Annotated in this window: 14 protein-coding genes; all 14 read right to left on the minus strand. The window is 45.0% G+C overall.

The features are described 5' to 3' along the window. Position 1 precedes the first annotated feature (1 nt). Genes HG263_RS04985 through HG263_RS05050 form a run of 14 tightly spaced genes read right to left on the minus strand, consistent with a single transcriptional unit; the run spans position 2 to position 19,802 of the window. Entirely contained in the window at positions 2-313 is a 312-nt protein-coding gene (locus HG263_RS04985) for a RedY/HapK family protein (RefSeq protein ID WP_171624981.1), read from the minus strand. Beyond that, entirely contained in the window at positions 314-3,016 is a 2,703-nt protein-coding gene (locus tag HG263_RS04990; protein ID WP_171624982.1) for a PEP/pyruvate-binding domain-containing protein, read from the minus strand. Positions 3,017-3,043: 27 nt separating this feature from the next. Next, a complete protein-coding gene (locus HG263_RS04995) occupies positions 3,044-4,060 on the minus strand; it encodes a class I SAM-dependent methyltransferase (RefSeq protein ID WP_171624983.1) in 1,017 nt (338 codons plus the stop codon). Positions 4,061-4,068: 8 nt separating this feature from the next. Continuing rightward, positions 4,069-5,262 carry a hypothetical protein gene (locus HG263_RS05000; protein WP_171624984.1) on the minus strand — a complete coding sequence of 398 codons (1,194 nt, stop codon included), beginning with the start codon at positions 5,260-5,262 and terminating at the stop codon, positions 4,069-4,071. A gap of 1 nt (position 5,263) precedes the next feature. Beyond that, positions 5,264-5,968, minus strand: coding sequence for an ABC transporter ATP-binding protein (locus HG263_RS05005; RefSeq protein ID WP_216628371.1), 705 nt, complete (start codon positions 5,966-5,968; stop codon positions 5,264-5,266). A 9-nt stretch (positions 5,969-5,977) separates the two neighbouring features. Further along, the gene (locus HG263_RS05010) at positions 5,978-7,234 is read right to left on the minus strand and encodes an ABC transporter permease (protein ID WP_171624985.1); all 1,257 of its coding nucleotides are present in this window, start codon (positions 7,232-7,234) and stop codon (positions 5,978-5,980) included. Continuing rightward, entirely contained in the window at positions 7,231-8,640 is a 1,410-nt protein-coding gene (locus HG263_RS05015) for an ABC transporter permease (protein ID WP_171624986.1), read from the minus strand. Before HG263_RS05015 ends, HG263_RS05010 begins: the two co-directional genes overlap by 4 nt. An 8-nt stretch (positions 8,641-8,648) precedes the next feature. Beyond that, positions 8,649-9,410, minus strand: a complete 762-nt coding sequence (locus HG263_RS05020) for an outer membrane lipoprotein-sorting protein (protein ID WP_171624987.1) — start codon at positions 9,408-9,410, stop codon at positions 8,649-8,651. A 10-nt stretch (positions 9,411-9,420) separates the two neighbouring features. Next, entirely contained in the window at positions 9,421-10,503 is a 1,083-nt protein-coding gene (locus HG263_RS05025) for a nitroreductase (RefSeq protein WP_171624988.1), read from the minus strand. Then, a complete protein-coding gene (locus tag HG263_RS05030; protein ID WP_171624989.1) occupies positions 10,478-13,303 on the minus strand; it encodes an aminotransferase class III-fold pyridoxal phosphate-dependent enzyme in 2,826 nt (941 codons plus the stop codon). Before HG263_RS05030 ends, HG263_RS05025 begins: the two co-directional genes overlap by 26 nt. 13 nt (positions 13,304-13,316) lie before the next feature. Further along, positions 13,317-14,486 (minus strand): acyl-CoA dehydrogenase family protein, encoded by a 1,170-nt coding sequence (locus HG263_RS05035; RefSeq protein ID WP_246239891.1) that lies wholly within the window; start codon positions 14,484-14,486, stop codon positions 13,317-13,319. After that, the gene (locus HG263_RS05040) at positions 14,473-16,653 is read right to left on the minus strand and encodes a polyketide synthase (protein ID WP_171624990.1); all 2,181 of its coding nucleotides are present in this window, start codon (positions 16,651-16,653) and stop codon (positions 14,473-14,475) included. Before HG263_RS05040 ends, HG263_RS05035 begins: the two co-directional genes overlap by 14 nt. Continuing rightward, positions 16,646-18,181: an AMP-binding protein gene (locus HG263_RS05045; protein WP_171624991.1), complete on the minus strand. Its 1,536-nt coding sequence runs from the start codon at positions 18,179-18,181 to the stop codon at positions 16,646-16,648. Before HG263_RS05045 ends, HG263_RS05040 begins: the two co-directional genes overlap by 8 nt. Positions 18,182-18,191: 10 nt before the next feature. Next, complete coding sequence (locus HG263_RS05050; protein ID WP_171624992.1) at positions 18,192-19,802, minus strand: aminotransferase class I/II-fold pyridoxal phosphate-dependent enzyme; 1,611 nt, start codon at positions 19,800-19,802, stop codon at positions 18,192-18,194. Position 19,803 lies beyond the last annotated feature (1 nt).

A 19,803-nucleotide genomic window follows, 5' to 3' on the forward strand; every position in this document is an offset into this window, starting at 1 on the left:
TTTACCACTGATAACCCGGTGCTAGCGCATCTGATTGAATAGTTTCAACCACGTCAGCCAATTCACTGAAGCGTGCCACTAAAGATTGAAACAGTGGGGTTTGCATATCTTGCTCAAATGCCGCCAAGCTGGTTACTTTTACAACTTCTACATAGTCATAATCACAGTTAGTATCGGTCACTTTGCTTACCACAAAGCGCTCAACCGACGCTAAATCATGACAAGCAAGGTAATCAGTATCTGTTACCCACTGTTCAAAAGCGGCACGGTTATCAGCAGATTTAAGTTTAATTTTATCAATGATAATAGACATTTAATCGTCCTTTTTTAATGTTACTAAGCCATTTTCGGCATCTACAATGATGTGATCGCCAGTTTTAATCAAAGTGCTGGCATGATTGGTATTTACAACGCAGGGAATACCAAATTCACGCGCTACAATAGAGCTGTGAGAAAGCATTGAACCAATGTCGGTTACCACTGCACTTGCTAGCGCAAATAAAGGGGTCCATGAAGCATCTGTGAATGGTGCAACGAGAATATCGCCTTTTTTAAACTCGCCTACTTGATTGGCAAGGTCGGTAATCACACAGGCTTTTCCTTGAGTTAGACCTTTTGAGGTTGCTAACCCTTGTAGTGACGTTGCCGTTGGATCAAGGATCAAATCTGGTTGGCTACTTGGCTTGCCGATAAAGGTTAGTGGCGGCTCAGGGCGCGCTTGCCAGTTTTGATATTGTGCTCGGCGAGTTTGCAATGTTTGAGCTGATGTTAATTCTGTTGCGCTTATAATGCCTTTTAGATATTGCAAAATTTGCTCAAAGTCGAGGTATGCAACGTCATCAATATGATCTAGGTGCTTAGCGTCTACAAGGCGTTTTGCGATTTCAAAAACAACGCGACGTACTAACCAAATAGAGGTGATCATACTCATGCGGGTTTCTTCTCGTAGTTTGGCACAGCCACAGTACAGCGCGATAACACGTTTAATGAGCCAACGTTTTGACCAACTAAGCTCTTTGAGCAAGTCTTCACTGGTTAACAGTTGTTGCTGCTGTTGCTGCTGTAGTGCATCGTCAACTTCATATCCTTGCGCTAAGTACAATTTGATCATTTGCAAAACATAGGTGCGGTCGTCTAACCAACGAGGGTGAGTAAGCTCCATTTCTTCGCGGGCACGCACGCCATTTTCTCGCATAAATTTAGCCAAAGGGCCTTGTGAGAAACGTAATCCTTCGGTGGTATTATTTAAGAAGGTGTCTATTTCGCTGATGGTTTGATTGGCAAATGCATCACGCACGTTTGGCCATTGATCTAATGTTTGGCATAACTGCCACAGCTCTTGTGCACTGGCAACGGTGCGTAAGTTAGACATGTCGCCTTTTATTTCATTTTGCAGGTGCTTACTTTTATCGCCAAGCCACTGAGCACTGAGTTCTTCTAGCAGGCCATAACAAGCAAATGCATTAATATAGTAGGGCAGGTAACCCTCATGCATGGCTTTAAAGTATTTGAGTGCATGGGTCATTTCGCGTTGCAGTGCGTTTAAGTCCATCGCCTCGATGTTTTGTAGCTGCACACGGTCATATTCTCTAAAGCGTGACTCAATCATGGTTTTAGCACGGCGCTTGGCTTGGAAAAACTCGCGGATATTTTGCTTTATCCAATGTCGAACACATTGCCCAGAAGAGTGTGTTGGGTGTGAATGCTGTTCACCATAGGGGTTTTTATAGCCTGTGAGGTCAATTGCTTCACTGCTAAAGCGCACTAAAAATGGCGTTTGATCTTTACCGACTGGAGTTTGCGCTAGCTGCCAAGCCGTATAAGATACGTTAAGGTATACGTGACCACGGTAATAGGCCATGGTTTCATTGGCTTCGCCTAAATCCAATAAACCCAGTCCTTTACCGCACTCAATATGCACGTTGCTTTGGTAATAACGGGCAAAAGATAAACCCAGTGGCGTCATGCGTCCGGTAAAAATTTCGCCAATATCCATCCGAGACCATAGGATATCTTTTTGTAACTCTTCAGAGCGGTTGCCTAAATAGAAATTGTCATCGCTATTATCTTGGGCAATAGAGGTAATTGGTCGACTTTGCAATAACCATAATTTGCCCTCGCAAAGTGTCCACTCAACATCTTGCGCTTTACCATAAAAGTCTTCAACTTGGTGAAGTAGTTTGCCCAGACTTTTGACGGCCATCGGATCTAAAGTAGGTTCACTTTGCATTTGCTCTGGAATATCTACTTTTTTGATTTGCCCGTCGAGATACACAATTTGCTGCTGTTTGTTTTGAATCGACTGAGAAATAAGCTCGCCAGTGTGCTTGTCTATCACATAGCTGTCACTGCTGACTTGCCCTGATACTAATCCCTCACATAAGCCAAAGCAGCCTTCAATTAAAAATTCGTTTTTATTAAGGCTGGTAGGGTGTTGACCAAACGCAACCCCAGAGACATCGCCAAACTTCATTTGTTGGATTACAACGGCCATGGTGGGAAGTTCAGTTTGTTGTCCTGTGGCTTTGCGGTATTCATATGCTGCATCACTAAATGCAGACGCCCAACAGGCTCTTACAGCATCAAGTATTTCAAGCTCACCTTGTTGACCCAGCTTTGTTAAATGCTGTCCGGCAAAAGAATGGCTTTGGCCATCTTCATCGGTGGCGGATGAACGCACAGCTACCGGGCCGCTTAGGTTAACCAGTTCTGAGGCTATCAAGTCTACCAGCTCGCTGGGCATCGGGTTGTCAATGATCGCCTTTGCTAAACTACGCCATTGTTCAATACCATCATTGATTTGGTGTTTTGCAAGCAGGTCATAATGCGCGATAAATGCTTTGAACACTTCAATGCTAATACAAAATCCGTTAGGTACTGGTAGGCCTGCTTGATACAGGTCGCATAGTACAGCGCCTTTGCCACCAAATAGCGATACATTATCTTTAGCTGCTTTGGCAAAGCCTACCACGTGTTCGGTCATGGAAGTTGAAGATTCAACCGCGGTGTTGTTCATAGAAGGATTCCTTTTTCTAAATACATGTTATTTAGTTGCGGCAAAGGCGAAGTAGCTCTCACCGGGCATCAGCCGCTTGTGCTGTACTTCACTAAATTGTGCCTGCTTTAACGTGCTGGTTAACTGCTGTGCATCAGGTAAAACACCACCTACATCACTTAAACTAAACCACAGGTTCAGAGCAGAGATAGCACTACTGCCACCTTGGCAGCTGGTGGTCATTAGTAGCTGACCACCCGGCTTGAGTAACTTGTAGGCATGATTAAGCACCTGCATGCGTTGGCGCTGTGGAAAGTAATAAATATTGTTGTGCAAAGTGATCAGGTCATAGCTGGACTCACCCGCTAATTCAAAGAACGACTCATGTCTTAAATCAATATTGGTAATTTGGTTGGCGCTGAGCGTTCTTTGCGCTTGCTCTACTACGGCTAGTTGATAATCGATGGCGGTGATCTCACATGCAGGTAAGCGGTTATGCAAATACACTAAATACTGACCCGCGCCACAACCCACTTCCAAAATATGCTTTGGTTCAGTAGATACACGCTTAAGGCACCATTCAATTGCCTCCTCAACGAAGGGCTCTAAAATTTGTGATGAACGCGCTATCAGGCTACCGTCTTGATCTGCAAGTTGGTAAGCGTGATTGTTTTGCATCCGAGTAGGGGCGCTCAGCAACGCGTCATAATGATATCGAATAGCTTCTTCGAACATGGCCGCCGCAATTTGGTTCTCTTGCTTTGCTAGGTGTTTGCTAAGCTTGCCCTTTAACGCATATTGGCCGTTTTTATACGTTAGCTCTTTTAGGCGTACACCACACTCTAGCCATGCGCTAAGTGCTTCTTGTTTAGTGCCATCTAGTTGCAAGTGGTGTTGTAGCTGTTCAAGGCTTTTAGTGCCTTGTTGTAGGCTTGCGAGTAAGCCACTAGAGTTTGCTGCGGTTACAAAACTGGTACGATATACGGTGTCAACGTGCTTGCCCAGTCGTAAAAAAGCGAAAATATTTTTTTCAAAAATCAGTTTTTTTAATGTTATTAGTTGCATGATTTGACCTAAAAATAATAGCGGATCCCAAGTTGAAGTAAGTCAGCAAATTGTTCAAATTCGCTGTTGCGTGTGCCTTGCTTGGGTGTCCAAGCGAGCGCTAGTCTAAGTTGTAAATTATCGCTGGCAGAGTGGGTGACAACGGCAGATACGGTGCTGTGGTTATCGACCAAGTTGTGCATGGCAAGTAGCTCATAGCGTGTTAAATCTCGCCATTCGTTGCTATACGACAAAGCCATGTAGCGTTTAGCTAAGCCCATGGGGGTGATCTGTGAGTGTGTGAAACGTTGTTGCCAAAGGGCGTAGTCAGCTCGCTTGCTTGCCCCAAGTGATTGATACAACCACTCAAAAGTAAGGCTGCCGTTAGCACCCACCTTAGTGCTCATGCCAAGTAAGGCGCGCTTTTGCTCTGACGCTTTAAACTGCGCTTGAGCGTCTGATGTTAAGTCGCCATACAAAAGCTCACCATAGACATCGGCATCAAGCCAAGCTTGGTAGTGCTGTAAACTTGCAGAAAGATAGTGCTGCTCTTGACGAATAGCGGCTGTAACAAGCCACACACCTTGCTCTAAGTTGCCTTTAATTGTTTGTAAGCCTTGCAGTTTATCGTTTTGATTAACGGTTAGAATGCTTTGGGTTTGCAAAGTGTCAGTTATAAAGTAGTCAAGTTTGATAGCATCAACGCCACTTTTATAGAGCCTATCTAAGTCAAAAACATTAAATGCCCCCAAAGGGTCCAGTGGCGAAAATAGGCGACCTAAACCAAGCGTAACCGGTTGCCTGCCTACGGTAATACTGGCATTGTTAAACGCGCGCTGCCAATATGCCCAATCGACTTGGCCATACCAAAGTTGATGGTCGTGGCGCTCTTGCCAGTCGAGATCAAGTGCTCGGTCTGCCACCGGTTGCTTAGCAAATAAACTCAATAGGCTCGACTGTTCCATATAGTCAAAGTCTAACTGCGTGTGGAGCACCCATACGTTGTCATCTTTTTTGTGTTGATACTCAAGGCGTGCAAATTGATTAGTGCCCCAACTGTTCTGGGCGGGCGTATCCACACTGACTAAGTTAGCCTCGAACACACCACTTAGTGTGGTGCTAGATTGCGGGGCTTCACCAAATAAATCGGCAAAGTCATCCTCTGCTTCGTAGGCGATTGCCTGCACACAGGTGCAGGCAATCAAAAGTAACCATGGCTTCACGCTACACTGCTACCTGTTGGTCGTTGTTATTGGTGCAGACATCTTTAACAATCTGCCCATCTTGCAGATGAACAACACGATGTGCTCGGTCAATAACACGAGGGTCGTGCGAGCTGAACAAGAAAGTCACACCTAGCTCTTGATTCAATGATTGCATTAAGTCCAACAAGCTTTCAGTTGAGTGAGAATCAAGGTTAGCGGTCGGTTCATCTGCAACGACTAACAACGGCTGTGCGGCAATCGCTCTGGCAACCGCAACGCGCTGTTGTTGACCGCCACTAAGTTGTGCAGGAAAGCGGTTTTTAAACTCTCCAAGGCCAACAGCTTCAAGTGTTTCCATGGCGCGTTGACGACGTACTTTTTTGTCAACGTTGCAAAACTCCATGATCATTTCTGTATTTTCCAACGCAGTGAGTACTGGCATTAAATTGTACGCTTGAAACACAAAACCAATTTTTTCGCGACGAATATCGGCTAATTGGTTGTTATTTAACTTTGCGACATTTTGCCCATCAAATTCGTAGCTACCAGAGCTTGGCTTATCGAGTAGGCCAATAATATTGAGTAACGTTGATTTGCCTGAACCAGAAGGGCCTGCAATAACTGTAAACTCACCTTGTTTTACCTCTAAATTTAAGTCTTTTAGGCAATGGAACGACTGGTGTTTGTCAGAAAATATTTTGTTAATTTGGTTTAATTTGATCATGATAGTTCCTTAAGATTCTTGACTGGCTGCAACGGGTGAGCGGTGTCCAGCACGAATAGCTGGAATAAGGGTGACGAGGATAGTTAAAACAAAAACGAATAAAACGCTCAGTGATAGTTTGTTGGCCTCTAAAGTTGAGTAAAACTTCTCAGGCAGTAATACCCCGCCAGCTTCCATTGCCGTGCCAAATACTTCTTTAAAATCGAGTCCTTGAGTTGCAAAGTGATGGTGACCCCAAAGTCCCAGTGCCAAACCGATGGTGAGTGAAAACGCGCTTAAGTAAATAGCTTCTAGCAACACCACTTTTGATACTGTGCTTGCTCGAGCGCCTAACGCAATCATCATTGAAAACTCTTTTTGGCGTCTAAATGTAGACATCAGAACGGTGTTGAGGATCCCCACTGCAACTACAACATAAACAATGAGCATCAACAGATACATACCCGCCGCATCAAGGGTGACCGCTGAATACAATTCCGGTGCAGCTGTTTGCCAAGGCAATATATCTAACGTTGGAAATTGCGCGGTTAACGCCGTTGCAAGCTGCGCAACGTTGTCGCTGCCAGCACTCGTATAAAGAGCAATCTGACTGACTTGGTTGGGGACTTCTAGTAAAGCTTGCAAGTCTTGGATGGGGACTTCGGCCCAAAATGTGTCAAGCTCATGCAGACCCGTTTTAAAGATACCCGCCACTTCAAATGCAGAGCGCGCTAAGTCGCCACCACTGGCAGGCTTAACCGTCAGCGTGATGGTGTCACCAATGCGCACTTCGAGGTTTTTAGCCAGAGTCTCGCCAATGACTATGCCTGAAAGACGATGAAGATCAGTACTGTTGGCAAACGCCGCTAATGTTTGCCCCTGTACGATTGCCTTTTTATCGGCAATGGCAGATACCTGTGCCTCTATCTCTGGCTCAACGCCCGATATTGTTAATGCAACGCCATGACGACCTGCTTGAATGAGTGCATCAGAGCGTAGTCTCGCCACGGGAGTTAAGCGCTTATCCGTATCGATTAATTGCTGCTTTAACTGCTCAGGGTTATCGAGCAAATGGCTAAGCGCTGGGTCGTCTCGATACTCAGGGTGCTGAACAATAACATGGCCCAGTCCCATTCTAACGCCGATATCTATCATCGCTTTGTGACCACCATCAGATAACCCCATAAACAAAATCATCATGCTAAATGCAAATACGATGATCAGCGATGTCAGTAGGGAGCGACGTTTGTTTCTCAACAAATTTCGTAAAGCTAATTTATGGATCATGAGGCTCTCATTCCTTGTGCTGGTAGTAATCTTGCGGCGGAGAATGCAGGGTACAGGGCTGCTAATAGTGCGATGACAAACATAACAATCACTGGGATAAACAAATTATTAAGGGTGAGCTTAGCTTTGAGCGCACTGGTCATCCCCACGCCTGCTAGGCTAAACTCGCCAAATTGACTGATATCCCATCCGTACTTTTGTAGGTAACTACCGAGCACAACACCCATCACAAGGCCCGCAATGGATGCGACAAAGGTGAGTACCAGCGTCTCTATTGTTACTAACCAAACAACATTGGGTCCTTTTAGCCCCAACGCCTTTAGCAAGCTCAGTTCTTTACGTCGCTCCATTACGCTAACGAGCATGGCATTCATAACGCCTACGCCTGCAATCAAAAAGATAATGAATACTAAAGTACCCATCAGTGCTTGGTTGGATTGAATAAGCGCTAAAATGTCTGGGCGTAACTGTGACCAAGTTTGTACACTCAATTTCGGGTAGCTTGCTGCGAGTACATCGCTTATCACTTGCTGTGCTAAATCCACTTTATTGAGGTCTATTGTAGAGATAGCGATTTCATGACTTTGATTAGGTAGTTGTAATAATTTTTGTAAATCTTGGATATGAAAAATCATGCGAGTGCGGTCGATAAGGTCGGTCCCTTGTCGACTAATCCCCGCTACTTGCAAGTCCAGAGATTGCTGCGCACCTTGTGCGGTTTCAAATAGTAGAGTGATTTCATCCCCTACATTTGCCTGTAAGTTTTTGGCTAATTTCACACCTAAAATAACGTTAGGCAGGCTAAAGGGTAAAGGTGCTAACGTGTCGATCAGCTCATTGGTATGAGATTGCAACTCACTGCTGGTGGTGTCTAGGCCATCTAATTCAGCAAAGGCATTAGCGATGGCTTGCTCTGTGAGCTGCTCATCAAGCGCCAGTTGCTCTTCGCTGAGGGCTTGACCTTTTGGCCAAGGCGTTGGCTGTGATAAAAATGACCCATCTATGATTTGTTCAGCCAGTGACGTAACTTGGCGCTCATGCTCGGGTTCTACGCCTAACAAGCTAACCCCAATCGATTTATTACCTTTACTTAAATAACCAAAGCTATATAGCCTTGCTGCTGCGGCTTTTACTGAGCTAAGTTCTCTCAGTTCAGCGACTACTTGGCTGTTATTTTCGATTGTTTGCTGTAGTTGACGTTTAGCCAGGTAATCTTGCTCGTGAACCTGTATGTGGCCTACTTGGCCTTGGGTGGTGCCAGTGATTAAATCATGGCTAAGGCCATCCATAATCGCCAATGTGGTGATACAAAAACCGATCCCTAGAGTTATCCCTAAAGCAGTTACTGAACTGCGTTTTTTGTTACGCAGCAAATTACGCCAAGCGAGGCGAATGTATAGTCCCATGCGACCTCCTACAAAAACGCTTGTTCAGTGAACTTGCTTGCGGCTAAGTCACTATTGAATTTTATTTTTTGATAATGCATCCGCGTGTATTCGTCGGGTTTGTCAGAAATACGCATTTCCATCACCGTAGGCACTTTGAAACCATCCATAAGTTTTACATCGCTGTAGGTCAGAGTGCGCTCAGGTTGTGCATCATCATTGCGGCGGTAATAAGTCACTTGTTCAGGAAATACGCGACCGTCTTCAAGATATAAGCGATACATCACTTTACCCCATACCACGGGTGCAGAGGGCAGAGGTGTTAGTTCAACCAGATGATAGTCTCGATTATCTTGTTGCCATGATTTAGTTAATTGATAGGCATAGTGCGTTGCTAAATCGGTTTCGCGCATGAGATCATCATTACTAAAATGGCTACCCATCCAGCTTGATGCCAACATTGAACTACTCATTACGGTTGTACGTTTATTGCGTGGTTCAAAAAATGAAATACGGTCATCTACTTTCAGTGTGACATTGCCTCGCCAAAGCGCGGGACCTAACATACGAACCATCACTTTTTGTTGTTCGCTACGGTCATCAGTGAGCACTAACAGGGTAAAGTCGCGTTGATATTCGGCTTTGTTGATTGCCATAGAGAGTACTGAAGCGGATGTTTGCGCGCGCAAAATGCGTTCAGCGCTGTCAATCCATGATCCCAATTGGTCTTTACTATTTGCGCTTGCGCTATTGCAAAGCAAAACGATAAAGAAGAAAAAAAGTTTTTTCATAACGGTCCTTTTAGTGTTGCGTTAGTATTCGAGATAAAGCGGTTCGATAGCGAAACCGAGTAATAAAGCTTTGTTCGGTATCACTTTTGCCTACACGGGCGATAAACATAGGTGAATGTTGTACGCCCAGCGTATGATGTAGGGCTGTTTTTGCATCAGAGTGTTGTAACAGTACACTCAAAGGATGGATTGCCAGATTTTGCTCGGTAGCTTGCAGCCAAGCTTCAAGCATGTATTCTCCAGCACCCAACCAAGCAGTAGCGTCAGTTTTATCACTATGACACAAGCAAATTAGCTGTGAGCTTTGCTCACTTAACGTGGCTAGCATATCGGCCATTTTTTGTGCCATGCCAAATTTGTTTAAAACAAGCATCACGTTTGGGTGCAGTAGCAGTTGATTCAAGCGGCGTTTAAAGGGACTCAAAGGCCCCATTAATTGTTGAATATTGAACCCTCGTTCCTTTTTGGTATGCTTGGTTTTAGCAAAATCAATAAATCGATAGGTTTCTTGCCAAGCCTTGCGGTGACTGAAATCAAGCGCAGCAAAGCGCGCCACTAATTTAGCAATTTGAGTTTTCTTTTGCGCTGTTATGTGCAACCAATGTAGCTGCTCGCTTGACCAGACTTTAGTTAGCAGTACATCTTGTTGCCATTGCAATGGCTTGTCGGCATGTAACTTTCCACGGTGTGTGTAGCGGCTTTGCAGTAACTGGCTCAGGCGCACAAAGCGGGCATCGTCTGCGCTATTTGGTTTTAACGTCAGATACATGCTAAGTATCTGAGTATCTTCATTATCAATAACGCTTAAGTTAGCAGCATTGCTTTGCACCTCACATACCACGCCTGAGGCTTCTAACAAGTTGATTAAAGCACAGCTAAAACCTGCCAAGCTCATTAGCATTTCATTTTTTAATGAGCTGAGCGCATTGATAGTATGCTTACTATCAATGCTAATGGTCACTGTGCCATCAAAAGGTATATCAGCATGGTGTAAATGCACACGCCAAGGTTGGCAGTTGTGTGATGATGGCACCAGCTTTGCCAGCTCAATACATTCGCTAACAATGTTAGCTAACGGCTTGCAATGAGTCATTTTGCGGTTTCTCCTGATCTAACTCAAAGCCGTGTATGGCGGCTAAAGCTTGTACTTGCTCGACTTGTGCACAAGTTAAAGCGCCCATGCTAAAGTGCGTAAAGGCACCTGCAAGACCAAGTAAAATTGTCTCTCCACAACATGCATATACTTGTCCTTTGGGTAACAACATGCCTGGCAGCGTAAACTCTGGGTTTTGCGTGAGGTTGACAACGCCACCACGAATAAGCTTAACGTTGGGTCGTGCTAGTACAATATCTTGGGGAACATCTCTGGGCACAGCGACGTCACTGATTAGCACCGGCTTGTGTGGGTGGATATGCTCAGCGCTGAACACTGTCGTGGGGCTGCTGGTATTACTGACAATCACATCAGCCTGTTGACAATCACTGAAGTTATCACTGATCACAACCAAGCCTCTGGCTAACAAAATACTCTTCAGTTCGCGCTGTATTACCTCTGGCTTATCGTCGCCGATGCGCGGTGTTAGCCACTCTTTACAGCTTTCTAAGAGTTTGCCACCGCTTATTTGCTGCTCTACGCCAAGGTATAGTTGCTCACAAATAACCTGCAATGTGTCATTCATATTGGTTGCACTTGCGTTGCGGGTGATCAAAGTTAATTTATGACAATGCTTGGCTAGTATGGCGCTGTGTACTTGTCCAATGTTGCCTGCTGCGCCACAAATTGCGACCGTTGCTTTTTTTAAGTCGATCCCGTGTTGCGCTGCACTACTTAAAACTGTATTGATGCTCGCTGCAACTGTGAGCGCATTGCCAGATGTTGCCGCTGGCGTATTGTAGGTAAAATCACAGCAGTTACTGGTTACAATTGAGGTGTAGCCACCAAAGCCAACTAATTTGCAGCCTTCTTCTCGGGCTAAACGGTAGGCTTCATGAACTTGTGCGCGAATGACCTTTGAACGGTTAAAACGCCTATCTGCTTCAATACTTTCGGCGTCCATCTGAATACCATAAAGCACCAACTCAATTTCTCGACCGCTGATTGAGGTGATTTTTCGCCTTGCTAGTACACCCGGAACAGTCACAGGGAGAATATGGTGATTCAGCTCTTCTTGCTCATACTCGTCAAATACACGCCAGCCTGGGTCGATTTCATTTAAACTGTCTTGATCTATCAAGTGACTAATAAATGCTACTTTTTCGATGCCGCTTGGAATGCTGTCTTCGCGCAGTGGGTGCTGTAAGCGCTCATGGTAAGCAAGTTGATTGATATCTGCATGAATGAGATGAGACATTAACGGTGCAACTTTATGCGCACGAATAAGCTCAAATGCCGCTTTTAAGGCGTCAATAACCTTGGCAATATTTTGATGCGCAAAGTAGCTAGATGGCTGTAACCTCAGCACACGGCGTTTACCTAAAGAGGGCAGTAAGCGGACATGGTGGCGATGTAAAAGGTAGCCTGCCAGCGCCATAGAAAGAACGTTTTCTTTGTCTAAGCCTGAGATTGTCGCGCTGGGATGATCACTTTGTGAAGCCAGCTCGATACCTAGCATACATCCTTTGCCTCTTACCTCCGCTATCATATCTGGATAGTCATTGGCGAGGTTTTGCAATGCGCTTAAAAATGCTTCTCCTAAGCTTTGCGTTTTATGGATAATATCGTCACGCTCTAGCAAAGCGAGTGTTTTTAGTGCCACAGCTGAACTTAAGTCATCATCAGCAAAAGTGGTGCTGTGTAGCATGCTGAACTCTTGATGATAACGACTGGCGTCAATTGCCACAGCGGAGATCTTACACAGCCCCCCTCCAAGAGACTTAGCCAAGGTGATGTAATCGTTTGGTGCGTGGCGCGCAACACTTTCTAAAAAGTGCCCGGTACGGCCAAGTCCACACTGAATTTCATCGGCAATAATAGCGGTATCTGGATGGCTTTGTTTTATTTCATTCAGTAAATCAATGTACTGTTGCGCAAGTGGGACTACCCCTCCTTCACCTTGAATTGGCTCATAGATGACAGCGGCCAGCTGATTGATTGGTTTGGCAACCAAGCGCAGGGGTTCAAATTCAAATTGCCAATACTGACTTTGCCAACTCGATAGTGTTTGTTTAAAGCTGTCACAGTCTTCAATAAATACCGCATCAGGGTTATTTGCTATAAAGGGTAAGCGTGCGTCACGGTTGTATGTGGTAGCGAGGCTGCCGCGGGTTTTACCATGAAATGCGCCTTTAAACGCGGCAATTTTAGCTGGCAAGTTGAACGCTTGCTGATTACGAAATTGCAGTGCGCGTTGCAACTCTTCAATACTTTCAATGGGCTCTTGGCCAAGTAGCAGCTCCGCTTTGCGGTAAAAGCTTTCATCAATGCTCAATTCATTGCGTGATAAGCGCGCCATAAATTCACGCCAGTTATCGGCACTGAGTGTTTGCGCTTGATTAAGGCGCTGAAAATACTCATATTGTGCGTGTTTTAGCGCAGCTTCAACGGCTTCAGTGCCTGTATTGAGGATGATCAGCTGATATTGTTTTCCCGTCTCTCTTTTTAATTTCTCGGCGAGTACTTCTCGTAATTGCTTTGCAATCGGGCGCTGAGCACCTTGCACCCACATAGGACGATTGGCACTTAAGCTGTGCTGCATGGTTTCGACGAGCTCAGGGTGGTTATGTCCAAGTAGCGTACTGCCAAATCCACCAACTAGGTCGAGCACTTCTACGCGTTGGTCATCGTGTTGCCAGATGAGAGTGTCACCACTGGCTTGAATAAACTCAGCTAATAGCCCAGCGCTGTCTAGCAAGGCTTCACGACTTAGGATCTCTTGTCCAATTCTGATTTGCATTTTATCTACTCCGCTACAGCCAATTAGCTTGAAAACGCTTTAAAATTGAAGTGCTTAAGTTGTTCTTTAGAACATTACTCGTGCCTGAAAAAATAGCACTTGGCATGGCATCTCTGAGCATGCGTTCAATATCACCGCTGAGTACACCTTGTGCGCCGTGCAACTGCACAGCCATTTGGGCATTGCTAATAGCAGCGTGAGACACCGCAATTTTTGCCAGTGCACTACTTACCCCCGACATATCACCCTTATCGAGTGACCAGGCTGCTTTATAAAGCAATAGGCGTGCGCTTTCGTAATTCAAATACATATCGCTAAGTTGATGCTGGACAGCTTGAAACTCGCTTAATGATTCACCAAACTGACTGCGCGACTGAATGAATGCCGCTGTTTTGTGTAATTGACGTTTCATTTGTCCAAGGTAAAGTGCAAACAGGCAAACACGCTCCCATTCCATTGAAATTTGGAAAATAGGTGCGCCCGCACCTAAACGGCCTATGAGTGCTTCTTCTGGTAGTTCGCATTGCTCAAAGTGAATGTCGCCCATTGCCGTGGTACGCAGGCCAGATTTACTGTGGGGTGTTTGTGAAACACGGATGCCCAGTTCACTGCTTTGCATAATAAATGTCGAAAAATCAAAGTAGTTACCTTTATTGGCCGTACGTAAATGCACCACCATAAAATCACAGAAAGGGGCATTAGTGATGTAGTGTTTATGACCGTTAACGACAAACTTTGTTTGCTCTTTTGTGGCCGAAGTGCTCATCGCGTAAATATCTGAACCAGCGCCTTTTTCTGTGATAGCGTGGGCACCAAGCCAAGCTTCTTGTTGGAGCTTGGTAAGCCAGTGCAGTTGTTGTTGCTCATTGGCAAAAGCGCGAATAGGGTGGATGCACGCGCATAAATGCGCAGACAGGGCAAATATTAATCCTGTGTCTTCACAGTGCTCCGCCAGAGACTCAATACCAGCGCATAACTCACTGGCGTTTAAATCATCGCCGCCTAGGTTTTTTGGCATTAACCAATTACCAACACCTTGGGTGATCAATTGTCTAAATAAAGGCTTGGAAAATTCACCGGCCAAGTCCCTGCGGGCTATATCGTTAAGGTCTAGTGATTGTGCAAGGCTTGTCGCTTGCTGAGCAATTTGTTGTTGTTGTTCTGTAAAATCAAAATTCATCATGTTTTCCTTGCGTTGTCATAGAGGTACAATCGCTGATAATCACGTGGTAGTTCACACCACCTGTGCCAAATCCATTAATTGACGCACTACGTTTACCTTGTTGCTGTGTATAAGGTTTTGCACTAGCCATAGGGTCAAAATTGAGCGTGTCTAGGTTTAGCTCGTCGCGAAGTTGGCCACGCAACAAGTTGTGGGGAATGAGATTGTGCTCAAAGCTCAACAATACCTTGATGACACTTGCTAGGCCCGCCATTGCGAAGGTATGTCCAAACTGTGTTTTAAGTGCACCGAGTTTAAGTGGGTTGCTGCTGCGCTGCTGATATACTGAGCTTAGCGCTTGTATCTCAACTAAATCGCCAATGGGGGTTCCTGTGCCATGGGTTTCTACCCACTCTATATCTGACGGTGTTAGTGTGGTTTGCGCAAATGCATGCTGCATCGCTTCAACTTGACCATCACTATTGGGTGCTATCATTGACTTGCTATAGGTACTTGCACCAATAGCCTCAATACGCGCAAGCCTTGGATAAGCATTCGAAAGGGCAATGTCATCACGAGTTAAAATGACAACACCAAGGCCTTCTCCAGAGGTAAAGCCGTCGGCGCTTTCGCTAAATGTGGCAATCACTGAATGTGATAACATTTGCTGTTTAGAGCACACACATAGGTCATGCAGATTTACCGGCAGTTCTGCCGCGGCAACAATCGCATAGTCTACACGTTTGCTTTGTAGCGCATTGATTGCACAGTCTAATGCGGCCATTGAGCCTGCACAGGCGCCTTCAAGGGCTAAAGCGTCGTAGTTTTTCAACTGAAAATGTTGCGCCAATTGCAGGCTTAGGCCAAGTGCTTGGTTGTGACTACTTTGTGCGTCTTGCGTAAACTGGTTTTGCCATTTTTGTAGCTGTACAAGACTGGTACCTTCACCATAAGCGGTTAATATCTCATTACATTGGTCAACTAAAGCAGTGAGCTTTGCACTCAATAGCTTTCTACGCTCGCTGTACGGCCCAAGGTTTGTCGCCGTGACCACCAAGGTATTTTTATCGTTTGGCAAGTCAATGCTTTGCCACTGATTGAGCATTGCATCGAGTACATTTGGGTAGCTAGCATGTGCCAACATATCGAGGTGATCTGTCGATAACTTTGCAGCTTGACCACAGTAGTAACTATCGTGCGTCTCGCCTTCAGGTTTATACAGCGTGCCAGATACCATGGTGTTGTGGTCAAGTGCACGGATACCACCAGACTCATCATTCAACCCTTGCCAATAGGCCGTTGTGCCAAACCTATCTGCGAGCCATATTTGTTTATCGCAAACAGTGATGGGGGCGCTCTCAGGGGATTTATACCAAGAGGGTGAAACAGCGAAGCCAAACTGTGAACAGATGGGCAATATATCTTGAGTGTTTTGTGCTAGCCACGAAGATAATTGCAACGCACTATTTACTATACCCGCATTGCGAGGTAAATCATCACTCGTTGCTTGAAAGCTATGTTGAGGGCAGTAGTGCAAATAGGCTTTTGCATTATCAATGGCTTGGTCAGTTCTTACTAGTAGTAAAGTACTTGCAGCTAAAGGTTGGGCATCTGATGGGGTTTGCCAATCATTAGCCAATGCGATGATGACTGCATCCGTTTTATGGTTTAGTAGGGCGTCATACGCCAAAGCCACAGCTTTAGCAAGAGACTCATCAGCGCTATTGATTGCAAACGCGCGGCCTTGTAGTTTCGCACTTTGGGCGATACGTGTCGCCATTGTGGTAGCCATTTCACCCACTTTATCATGACTACTGACGACCTCTGCTGGCTTAAGGTCGTGTAACTGACTTTTTGCTGTGTCACTTTGGCTTGTTGCTATCAAATCAGACAGCAGTGCTTGTGCTGTCACTCGGTAGTGATTTGCCAATTGTCTATCAGCGCAAGGCTCAGAACAAACAATCACATCGGTTCTTTTAGTGTGAACAAATTCACTGTGGCGCTCGCACAGCGCCATACTTAATTGCAACAGCGGTAGCTGCATGCGATTGATTGCTTTTCGATAAATCGGTGGTATTGCAAACTTTGAATAGTGCTTTAAGTCGCTCAGGCAATCCAGATATCCGTCTTGTGTAGCAACGTTTGACTGCAAATCCAACAGGGCAATGGCATGTTGTTGCTTACTCATCATTCACCTGCGCAAGGGTTGGGTAATCAATTTTGCCATTGGCATTTTTTGGTAACGTACCAAAACACTCAAACTTGTGTGGGATCATGTAGGTAGGCAAGTGTTGAGCACTATATGTTTTAAGTGCTAGAGTACCAATCTTGATTTGTGCATCTGTCAGTGCATAACTTGCTATGAGTTTGCTGGTGTGGGCACAGTATCTTACTGCAACTTCACTTATCTGTGGATGTGCCAAAAGACAGGCTTCAATCTCACCCAACTCTACGCGAAAACCCGAAATTTTAACCATACGATCGCAGCGACCATGGTAGTAATACTGACCGTTGTGATAACGGGCGATATCTCCAGTGGAATGGATCTGCAGTGCATGGTTTGCCTGCTTTTGTGATTCTAAGCAGTATCCGGGTGTCACACAGCTACCTTGGATCACTAACTCACCCATTGCACCAGACTCATTGCTGACAGGGTTTCCTTGTTCATCAATAAGCCAAGCTTGGGTATCTCCGATAGGCAGACCAATGGCTACTGGCTCATTGTTGAGAATATCTTCTTCTGTTACCTTGTAAGCAAGACAAACATTGGTTTCTGTTGGTCCGTAAAAATTGTAAAAGTGAGTATTTGGTAACGCGCTAGCAAGGCCTTTTAAACAAGGCTTTGGCATTACTTCTCCAGCAAAAATAAGATGCTGTAGTGCTAGCGGTTCAGCTTGTTGCCACAAACCGATACGGTTCATCAGATTTAATAGCGATGGCACGCAGTACATCACAGTGATCTGATGCTCACTCAGCACATTCGCTAACGTCATAGGTTGTTTCGGGGCATCATCATTGGCAATGTACAAACTGCCACCAACAGCCAAACAAACAAATAAATCGAAGGTGCTTAAATCAAAATTAAAGCTGGCTAGATTCAAAAAGCGATCGGAATTACCTAAGCTCATATTGTTTTGGCACCAGCCAACAAAATGCTGAATATTGCCATGTGTTAACTGCACCCCTTTGGGGCGACCTGTTGAACCCGAAGTAAAAAGCACTGCAGCTAGGTTGTTTGTACACCAAGCTTCACTTGTATATGGTTGTTCAGTCTCTAGGTGTAGGCGCCAATCGAAAAAGCTAGTATTTGCAGCTTGTTGGGTGTTTTTTTCACCAATTAAAACGACTTTAAGTTGCGGGTACTTTGTCAATAGCGGTTCAACTAACTGCAGATGTTTATCGTCGACAATTAAGGTATCTGCATGGGCGTCAGTTAAAATTAAGTCAACTCGATTAATAGGCTGCTTGCTGTCAATTGGTATATAGCAAGCACCACCACTAAGCGCTGCTAAAATTGACAGCGCATAGTGATTGTTCTTTTCAAGCCAAATTGCAACTCGTTGGCTACCTGAAAGTTGTGTTGCCAATGCACTTACATAGTTGGCGGATTGGCGATAGCACAAAGCAGGCTCAGCGAGCAAAAAAGGGTGCTGAGGTTGCTTGTTTGCCCAATAAAACAAGGCTTGATGTAGCGCCGTTGGCAGCATTTCTTTCATAGCTACTCCTTTAGCCTTTAAAATTCGGTAGATTAACGTCTCTAGCTGCGTTAATCAGAATTTCAATAGCGCCATCTAAGTCTGCTTTAGTATGCTGAGACAATACACTTATGCGCAGTCTTGCATCACCTACCGCAACGCCCGGGAACACCACGGTTTGACAGAACATACCTTGTTGTCGAACCGCATGACCCATTTTCATTGCTAGGGTTTCATCACCAATAACAATAGGAATAATAGCGCTTTCACTGTCGCCGGTATCAAAACCAAGCTCTTTTAAGGCACCATGTAGGTAATTAACATTGTTCCACAAGCGCTCGAGACGCTCAGGCTCTTGTTCAATAATGTCGATACACTGAATTAGGCCTGCGGCAATGTGAGCAGGAATTGTTGCGGCAAAAACATAGCTGTTTGCATAAAAACGTAGATAATCAATGACGTCTTTATCACCACACACAAAGCCACCCATCCCTGCGAGTGTTTTACTCATAGTGCCAAGTTCAAGGTCAACTTCATGTTTAAGATTAAAGTGCTCAGCAGTACCTGAACCGGTCGCACCTAAAATCCCAGTTGAGTGAGCATCATCTATCAAAATGCGTGCTTGGTATTTGCGAGCTAAACGCACCATTTCAGGCAGCTTTACGATATTGCCGTGCATACTGAAAACGCCATCAGCAACGATCAACTTGCCGCCTTCAGAGTCTGCACAGCCTTTTAATACTTCTTCTAAAGAAGCCATATCATTGTGCTTGTAAATACGTTTTTTAGCGCCAGATAATTTACAGCCATCTTGGATACTCATATGGTTATAAACATCTGTAATAACAGTATCTTTTGGTCCTGTTAATGCTGAAATTGTTCCCAAGTTTGCAGAATAGCCAGATGGAAAAACAATACAGGCTTCACGGCCCTTAAAGCGTGCTAAGCGTTCTTCAAGTTCGAGGTGCAAGCGGTTTGTACCACCAATCAAACGACATCCTGTATTGGTTGCGCCATATTCTTTAGCCGCTTTGCAGATAGCATCAATAACGCGCGGTTCATTAGCTAACCCCAAGTAATTGTTTGATGCGAACATCAAAAACTCACGCTCTTTATTTTGATAGGCGTCAAAAATAGTCGCGCGGTTTTCGCAGCGAGAGCTCAATGGCATGCCATACCAAAAGTTACCTGATTGCGCTTGTGTTTCGTAAAAGTCATTAAACTTACGCACTTTGCTGAACAAATCAGGGTTGCCATCAGAAACAAAGTCACGCATTGTGGTGTTTGATGAACCTTCTTGAGCTAACAGGTCCTCATTGATGTTCGCCTCGTTAACAGGCACATCATGGCTGATACCCAATGTAGCCAGTTTGGCTTGGCCCTTTTCGCTTAGTGGAGCGCCTTCACAGCGTGCAAACAACTCACTTATGGTGTTAAAACTTGCGGAGTTTAGCTTATGTTCAAATACAAATACCTGCTGCAGTTCATCAACAATTGATGCCAAGATGATTGAGTCAATACCCAGTCCCTCTTCCATTGGTACATCAGGGAGTAAATCAGACTCCGAGTAGCAAGTTTGTTCTTTTACGATGTCTAAAACTAGCGACTGAACAGCAGCCGCTAAATCATTATTTTTTGTCATA

Origin of the sequence: Pseudoalteromonas caenipelagi (assembly GCF_013140855.1) — a bacterium.
In the GTDB taxonomy this organism is placed as follows: Bacteria; Pseudomonadota; Gammaproteobacteria; order Enterobacterales; family Alteromonadaceae; genus Pseudoalteromonas; species Pseudoalteromonas caenipelagi.

Coding starts and splice junctions, on each gene's coding strand:
- HG263_RS04985 (WP_171624981.1), bottom strand. CDS start 313: ATGTCTATTATCATTGATAAAATTAAACTTAAATCTGCTGATAACCGT.
- HG263_RS04990 (WP_171624982.1), bottom strand. CDS start 3,016: ATGAACAACACCGCGGTTGAATCTTCAACTTCCATGACCGAACACGTG.
- HG263_RS04995 (WP_171624983.1), bottom strand. CDS start 4,060: ATGCAACTAATAACATTAAAAAAACTGATTTTTGAAAAAAATATTTTC.
- HG263_RS05005 (WP_216628371.1), bottom strand. CDS start 5,968: ATGATCAAATTAAACCAAATTAACAAAATATTTTCTGACAAACACCAG.
- HG263_RS05010 (WP_171624985.1), bottom strand. CDS start 7,234: ATGATCCATAAATTAGCTTTACGAAATTTGTTGAGAAACAAACGTCGC.
- HG263_RS05015 (WP_171624986.1), bottom strand. CDS start 8,640: ATGGGACTATACATTCGCCTCGCTTGGCGTAATTTGCTGCGTAACAAA.
- HG263_RS05020 (WP_171624987.1), bottom strand. CDS start 9,410: ATGAAAAAACTTTTTTTCTTCTTTATCGTTTTGCTTTGCAATAGCGCA.
- HG263_RS05025 (WP_171624988.1), bottom strand. CDS start 10,503: ATGACTCATTGCAAGCCGTTAGCTAACATTGTTAGCGAATGTATTGAG.
- HG263_RS05030 (WP_171624989.1), bottom strand. CDS start 13,303: ATGCAAATCAGAATTGGACAAGAGATCCTAAGTCGTGAAGCCTTGCTA.
- HG263_RS05035 (WP_246239891.1), bottom strand. CDS start 14,486: ATGATGAATTTTGATTTTACAGAACAACAACAACAAATTGCTCAGCAA.
- HG263_RS05040 (WP_171624990.1), bottom strand. CDS start 16,653: ATGAGTAAGCAACAACATGCCATTGCCCTGTTGGATTTGCAGTCAAAC.
- HG263_RS05045 (WP_171624991.1), bottom strand. CDS start 18,181: ATGAAAGAAATGCTGCCAACGGCGCTACATCAAGCCTTGTTTTATTGG.
- HG263_RS05050 (WP_171624992.1), bottom strand. CDS start 19,802: ATGACAAAAAATAATGATTTAGCGGCTGCTGTTCAGTCGCTAGTTTTA.